Source organism: Pseudomonas sp. NPDC090203, assembly GCF_044746765.1.
In the GTDB taxonomy this organism is placed as follows: domain Bacteria; phylum Pseudomonadota; class Gammaproteobacteria; order Pseudomonadales; family Pseudomonadaceae; genus Aquipseudomonas; species Aquipseudomonas putida_AD.
Window position 1 is genome coordinate 171,814 of record NZ_JBIVCV010000001.1, and the last position, 6,254, is coordinate 178,067.

A 6,254-nucleotide genomic window follows, 5' to 3' on the forward strand; every position below is an offset into this window, starting at 1 on the left:
CATGGATATCGGAATGATTCGAGGCCTGGGCACCGTCGTGGTGATGGTGGCCTTCATCGGCCTGGCGCTGTGGGTGTTCAGCCCCCGGCGCAAGGCTGAATTCGACGACGCGACCCTGCTGCCCTTTGCCGACGACCCCGAGGCCATCAAGCACCTCGAGCAAGCGCAAGCTTCCAGGAGCAACAAAGAATGACTACGTTTTGGAGCCTGTACGTCACCGTACTGTCGTTGGGCACGATCTTCTGCCTGACCTGGCTGCTGCTGGCGACCCGCAAGGGCCAGCGCGCCGACACCACCGACGAGACCGTCGGCCACTCCTTCGACGGCATCGAGGAGTACGACAACCCGCTGCCCAAGTGGTGGTTCATGCTGTTCATCGGCACCATCATCTTCGCCCTCGGTTACCTGGCGCTGTACCCCGGCCTGGGCAACTGGAAGGGCCTGTTGCCGGGCTACGACTACGTCGACAACGACAAGAAGATCGCCTTCTCCAACGGCCAGCCGGGCTGGACCGGCGTGCATGAATGGGAAAAGGAAATGGCCCGGTCGGATGCGCGTTTTGGTCCGATCTTCGCCAAATTCGCGGCCATGCCCATCGAAGATGTGGCCAAGGACCCACAAGCCCTGAAAATGGGTGGCCGGCTGTTCGCCTCCAACTGTTCGGTGTGCCACGGCTCGGACGCCAAGGGCGCCTACGGCTTCCCCAACCTGACCGACGCCGACTGGCGCTGGGGCGGTGATCCGCAGACCATCAAGACCACCATCATGGGTGGCCGTCATGCGGTCATGCCGGCATGGGGTGAAGTGGTCGGCGATCAGGGTGTGCGGGACGTCGCGGCCTTTGTGCTGACCAAGCTGGATGGACGCAAACTGCCAGACGACGCCAAGGCGGACCCGGTCAACGGGCAGAAAATCTTCGCCGGCAACTGCGTCGCCTGCCACGGCCCCGAAGGCAAGGGCACTCCCGCCATGGGCGCACCTGACCTGACCCACCCGGGCGCGTTCATCTACGGTTCAAGCTTCGCGCAGTTGCAGCAGACCATCCGCTACGGCCGCCAGGGCCAGATGCCTGCCCAGGAATTGCTGCAGGGCAATGACAAGGTGCATTTGCTGGCGGCGTATGTGTATAGCCTGTCTCATGGAGAGAAGAGCCAAACGGATGGGCAATAAGCGTTGACACGATCACTGTAGGAGCGCGCTTGCCCGCGACCGGCGGGGAACCCGTCGTAAATCCGCGGAACGCGGTTTGCCAGACATACCGCAGTATCCGGACTCACGACTGCTGCGCAGCCGGTCGCGGGCAAGCGCGCTCCTACACTGACAGCGTCCGAAGCTGTCATTGGCCGACAGGCGTATCATGGGTAGCGCTTAAGCATTGAATGACCCTGGCCGGCACGTACTGGCCAAGGCATTTTCCACAGCCACGTGATGGTTCGATGAGCACGCCGCAATGAGCGAGCAAATACCGGTTCACAACGTCACTCCGCCGCCCCACAAAGAGAGTGACACCGTCGATCTCTATGCCTCCCGGGAGAAGATCTACACCCGGGCGTTCACCGGGATCTTCCGCAACCTGCGAATTGGCGGCGGGATCGTGCTGTTCCTGCTGTATTTCGGCACGGTCTGGCTCGACTGGGGCGGTCATCAGGCGGTCTGGTGGAACCTGCCGGAGCGCAAGTTCTACATTTTCGGCGCCACCTTCTGGCCGCAGGACTTCATCCTGCTGTCGGGCATCCTGATCGTCAGCGCTTTCGGGCTGTTTTTCATCACGGTGTACGCCGGGCGCGTGTGGTGCGGGTACACCTGCCCGCAAAGCGTGTGGACCTGGGTGTTCATGTGGTGCGAGAAGGTCACCGAGGGCGACCGCAACCAGCGCATGAAACTGGACAAGGCGCCCATGAGCGCCAACAAGTTCGTGCGCAAGTCCGCCAAGCATGGCCTGTGGCTGCTGATCGGGCTGGTCACGGGGCTTACCTTCGTCGGCTACTTCTCGCCGATCCGCGAACTCACCGTTGATTTCTTCACCGGCCAGGCCGATGGCTGGTCGTATTTCTGGGTCGGCTTCTTCACCCTCGCCACCTATGGCAACGCCGGCTGGCTGCGCGAGCAGGTGTGCATCTACATGTGCCCGTACGCGCGGTTCCAGAGCGTGATGTTCGACAAGGACACCATGATCGTGTCCTACGACCCACGCCGCGGCGAGCAACGTGGCCCGCGCAAGAAAGACCAGGACTACAAGGCTCAGGGCCTGGGTGACTGCATCGACTGCACCATGTGCGTCCAGGTCTGCCCCACCGGCATCGACATCCGCGACGGCCTGCAGATCGAGTGCATTGGCTGCGCCGCGTGCATCGATGCCTGCGACACCATCATGGACAAGATGAACTACCCTCGCGGCCTGATCAGCTACACCACCGAACACAACCTGTCCGGACAGAAAACCAACAAGCTGCGCCCGCGCCTGATCGGCTATGCGGCGGTGCTGCTGGTGATGATCGGCGTGCTGACGGTGGCGTTCTTCATGCGCTCGCTGGTGGGTTTCGACGTCAGCAAGGACCGCGTGCTGTACCGTGAGAACGCCGAAGGGCGAATCGAGAACGTCTACAGCCTGAAGATCATGAACAAGGATCAGATCGACCACACCTACGTACTCGACGCTACCGGGCTTTCCGACCTCAAGCTGCAGGGCCGGCGTGAAATCAAGGTGGCCGCCGGCGAGATATTCACCATGCCGGTGGAGCTGTCGGTGTCGCCTGAGCGACTGCCGTCCAGCACCAACGAGATCCACTTCATCCTCAAGGACATCGAAAACAGCGGCACCGAAGTACAAGCCAAGAGCCGATTCATCGGCCCACAAGTTCGTTGAGAGACGTCACACATGAGCGTAGCGACTGCTGCAAACCCCTGGTACCGACATCGTTGGCCCTGGATCATCATCGGCATGCTGACCTGTTCGGTAGGCCTGACCGTGGCCATGGTGACCATCGCTGTGGACAACCCGGATAACCTGGTCAACGACAACTATTACGAAGCAGGCAAAGGCATCAACCGGTCCCTGGACCGCGAACTGCTGGCGCAAACCCTGAAACTGCGCGCCACCGTGACCCTGGATGACCTCACCGGCGAGGCCGACCTGCGCCTGACCGGCAACAGCCAGCCGGAAACCCTGGTGCTGAACCTGATCTCCCCCACCCAGCCGGAAAAGGATCGCAAGATCATCCTGGCCCGCAACCCCGCACAACCGGGGCGCTACGTCGGGCAGATGAGTGACCGGGTCGAGGGCCGTCGCTTCGTCGAGTTGCTGGGCGTGGAGAACAGCCAGACATGGCGCCTGTTCGAGGAAGAGTCGGTGACCCGTGACAAGGACCTGATTCTGGGTGACGAGCCGCTGCAGGGTGCCGAAAAGAAGTGATGACGTGAACGCCCCAACCCCTTGCTTTCATTGCGCCCTGCCCGTTCCGCCCGATGATCGTTTCAGTGCCGTCGTACTCGGTGAGTCCCGCCCGTTCTGCTGTCCGGGCTGCCAGGCGGTGGCCGAGGCCATCGTCGCGGGCGGCCTGGAAAGCTACTACAGCCATCGTAGCGAAGCCTCGGTCAATCCTCAGGCCCTGCCCGCGCAACTGCTCGAAGAACAGGCGCTCTATGACCGCCCCGATGTGCAGGCGCCTTTCGTTCGCCATGCCGAGGACCTGGCCGACACCACGCTGCTGATCGAAGGCATCAGTTGCGCGGCCTGCGGCTGGCTGATCGAACGACACCTGCGCACGTTGCCGGCGGTGGTCGAAGCGCGGCTGAACCTGTCCAACCATCGGCTTTACCTGCGCTGGAACGACGCCGAGCTACCGCTGAGTCAGGTGCTTTTTGAGCTGCGCAGCATCGGCTATGCCGCCCATCCCTGGCAGGCCGACCAGGCCACCGAACAACTGGCCCGGGAAAACCGCCGCAGCCTGCGCCAGTTGGGCGTCGCCGGGCTGCTGTGGTTCCAGGCGATGATGGCGACCATGGCCACCTGGCCGGAATTCAATATCGACCTCAGCCCCGAGATGCACACCATCCTGCGCTGGGTCGCAATGTTTCTGACGACCCCCATCGTGCTTTACAGCTGCGCGCCGTTCTTCAAGGGCGCCCTGCGTGACTTGCGCACCCGCCAGTTGACCATGGACGTCTCGGTGTCGCTGGCCATTGGCCTGGCCTACGGCGCAGGCATCTGGACCGCGATCACCGGCACCGGCGAGTTGTATTTCGATGCCGTGGGGATGTTTGCACTGTTCCTGCTGACCGGGCGCTATCTGGAGCGTCGCGCCCGTGAGCGAACTGCTGCGGCCACCGGGCAATTGGTCAACCTGCTGCCCGCCTCCTGCCTGCGCCTGAATGAAGTCGGACAGAGCGAGCGCATCCTGCTCAGCGAACTGCGCCTCAATGATCGGGTGCTGGTGCATCCGGGCGCGATCTTGCCCGCCGATGGCAGGATCATCAGCGGCCAGTCGAGCATCGACGAATCGGTGCTGACAGGCGAGTACCTGCCCCAGCCTCGCGTCGTGGGCGATGTTGTCACGGCTGGCACCTCGAACGTGGACAGCGTGCTGACCGTTGAAGTCCTGGCCCTGGGTGAAAGCACCCGGCTCTCGGCCATCGTGCGCTTGCTGGAACGGGCGCAGTCGGAGAAACCCCGGCTGGCGCAAATCGCCGACCGGGCCGCGCAGTGGTTTCTGTTGATATCGCTGCTGGCTGCGGTGGTGGTGGGGCTGATCTGGTGGCAGATCGACCCGGCCCGCGCGTTCTGGATCGTGCTGGCGATGCTGGTCGCCACCTGCCCCTGCGCGCTGTCGCTGGCCACGCCGGTGGCGCTGACCACCGCCACCGGCACCCTGCACGGCCAGGGTTTGCTGCTGACCCGCGGGCATGTGCTCGAAGGGCTGAGCCAGATCGACACGGTGATCTTCGACAAGACCGGCACCCTGACCGAGGGCCGCCTGACTCTGCGGGCCATTCGCAGTCTGGGGCCGCTGAACAACGACCAGTGCCTGTCGCTGGCGGCCGCGCTGGAAAGCCGGTCCGAACACCCCATCGCCCGCGCTTTCGGCCATACGCCATTGACAGCCGATGCAGTGAGCAATACCCCGGGGCTGGGGCTCGAAGGCCGTGTCAACGGGCGCCTGCTGCGCATCGGCCAGCCGGCTTTTGTCTGTGCCCTGAGCGGCAGTGCGGTTCCGCCAACCCCTGAGCAAGCCGGCCAATGGCTGCTGTTGGGTGACGATCAGCAGGTACTGGCGTGGCTGGTGCTGGACGATCGCCTGCGCGACGACGCAGCCGCCCTGATCGACGCCTGCAAACAGCGAGGCTGGAGGACTGTGCTGCTGTCGGGTGACAGCTCGCCCATGGTCGCCAGTGTCGCGGCCCAGCTTGGGATCGACGACGCACAAGGCAGCCTGCGTCCCGATGACAAACTGCAGAGGCTCAAGCAGCTCCGGGCCCAGGGCCACAAGGTGTTGATGCTCGGTGATGGCGTCAACGACGTGCCGGTGCTGGCTGCGGCGGACATCAGCGTGGCCATGGGCTCGGCTACCGACCTTGCAAAAACCAGCGCCGACGCGGTGCTGCTGTCCAACCGCCTGCCGACCCTGGTGCAGGCCTTCACCCTGGCCCGGCGGACGCGGCGCATCATCATCGAGAATCTGATGTGGGCAGGGCTGTACAATGGCCTCATGTTGCCGTTCGCCGCGCTTGGCTGGGTCACGCCGCTGTGGGCGGCAGCGGGCATGTCGGCAAGCTCGCTGATCGTGGTGCTCAATGCGCTGCGCCTGACCCGCGTCGGGCAGACAGAAGCCACCCCCACCCCGGTCGCCCACCCGCGCCCGCTGCCCGCCTGAAAGCTCCGGAGGTTCGATGCCCGCGCTCTACATCATGATTCCGGTGGCCCTGCTGATCGTCGCAGTGGCGATCTATGTGTTCTTCTGGGCCGTGGACAGCGGCCAGTACGAAGACATGGACAGCCCGGCCCATAGCATTCTTTTCGATGACCAGGACCCCGGGCACAAGGCGGGGGTGGATGAGGCGTCGGGGAAAGATGCACGCAGAGTCGTCGAGGCAAAGCAGGATGATTGACTCATGGTTTGCGATGCCTCCTCCGGCCTCGGGGCGGGGGGGGGGGGGCCCCCCCCCCGGGGGGGGGGGGGGGGGGGGGGGGGCCCCCCCCCGCCGCCCGCCCCCCCCCCCCCCCCCCCGCCCGCCCACACCACAAAACCCACGCAGAA

General features: G+C 64.2%; 6 protein-coding genes. All 6 read left to right on the forward strand.

Annotation, left to right across the window (positions count from 1 at the left end; genetic code table 11):
- Nucleotide 1: 1 nt before the first annotated feature.
- The 6 genes from ACIPO9_RS00745 (at nt 2) to ccoS (ending at nt 6,105) form a co-directional block, all read left to right on the forward strand.
- A complete protein-coding gene (locus ACIPO9_RS00745) occupies nt 2–193 on the forward strand; it encodes a cbb3-type cytochrome c oxidase subunit 3 (protein ID WP_081569091.1) in 192 nt (63 codons plus the stop codon).
- Nucleotides 190–1,170, forward strand: coding sequence for a cytochrome-c oxidase, cbb3-type subunit III (gene ccoP, locus ACIPO9_RS00750; RefSeq protein WP_400778222.1), 981 nt, complete (start codon nt 190–192; stop codon nt 1,168–1,170). Before ACIPO9_RS00745 ends, ccoP begins: the two co-directional genes overlap by 4 nt.
- A gap of 280 nt (nt 1,171–1,450) precedes the next feature.
- Nucleotides 1,451–2,866, forward strand: coding sequence for a cytochrome c oxidase accessory protein CcoG (ccoG, locus tag ACIPO9_RS00755; protein ID WP_400778225.1), 1,416 nt, complete (start codon nt 1,451–1,453; stop codon nt 2,864–2,866).
- 12 nt (nt 2,867–2,878) lie between these two features.
- The gene (locus tag ACIPO9_RS00760; protein WP_400603611.1) at nt 2,879–3,412 is read left to right on the forward strand and encodes a FixH family protein; all 534 of its coding nucleotides are present in this window, start codon (nt 2,879–2,881) and stop codon (nt 3,410–3,412) included.
- A gap of 4 nt (nt 3,413–3,416) precedes the next feature.
- The gene (locus tag ACIPO9_RS00765) at nt 3,417–5,870 is read left to right on the forward strand and encodes a heavy metal translocating P-type ATPase (protein ID WP_400778228.1); all 2,454 of its coding nucleotides are present in this window, start codon (nt 3,417–3,419) and stop codon (nt 5,868–5,870) included.
- 16 nt (nt 5,871–5,886) lie between these two features.
- The gene (gene ccoS / locus ACIPO9_RS00770) at nt 5,887–6,105 is read left to right on the forward strand and encodes a cbb3-type cytochrome oxidase assembly protein CcoS (RefSeq protein WP_400778231.1); all 219 of its coding nucleotides are present in this window, start codon (nt 5,887–5,889) and stop codon (nt 6,103–6,105) included.
- Nucleotides 6,106–6,254 lie beyond the last annotated feature (149 nt).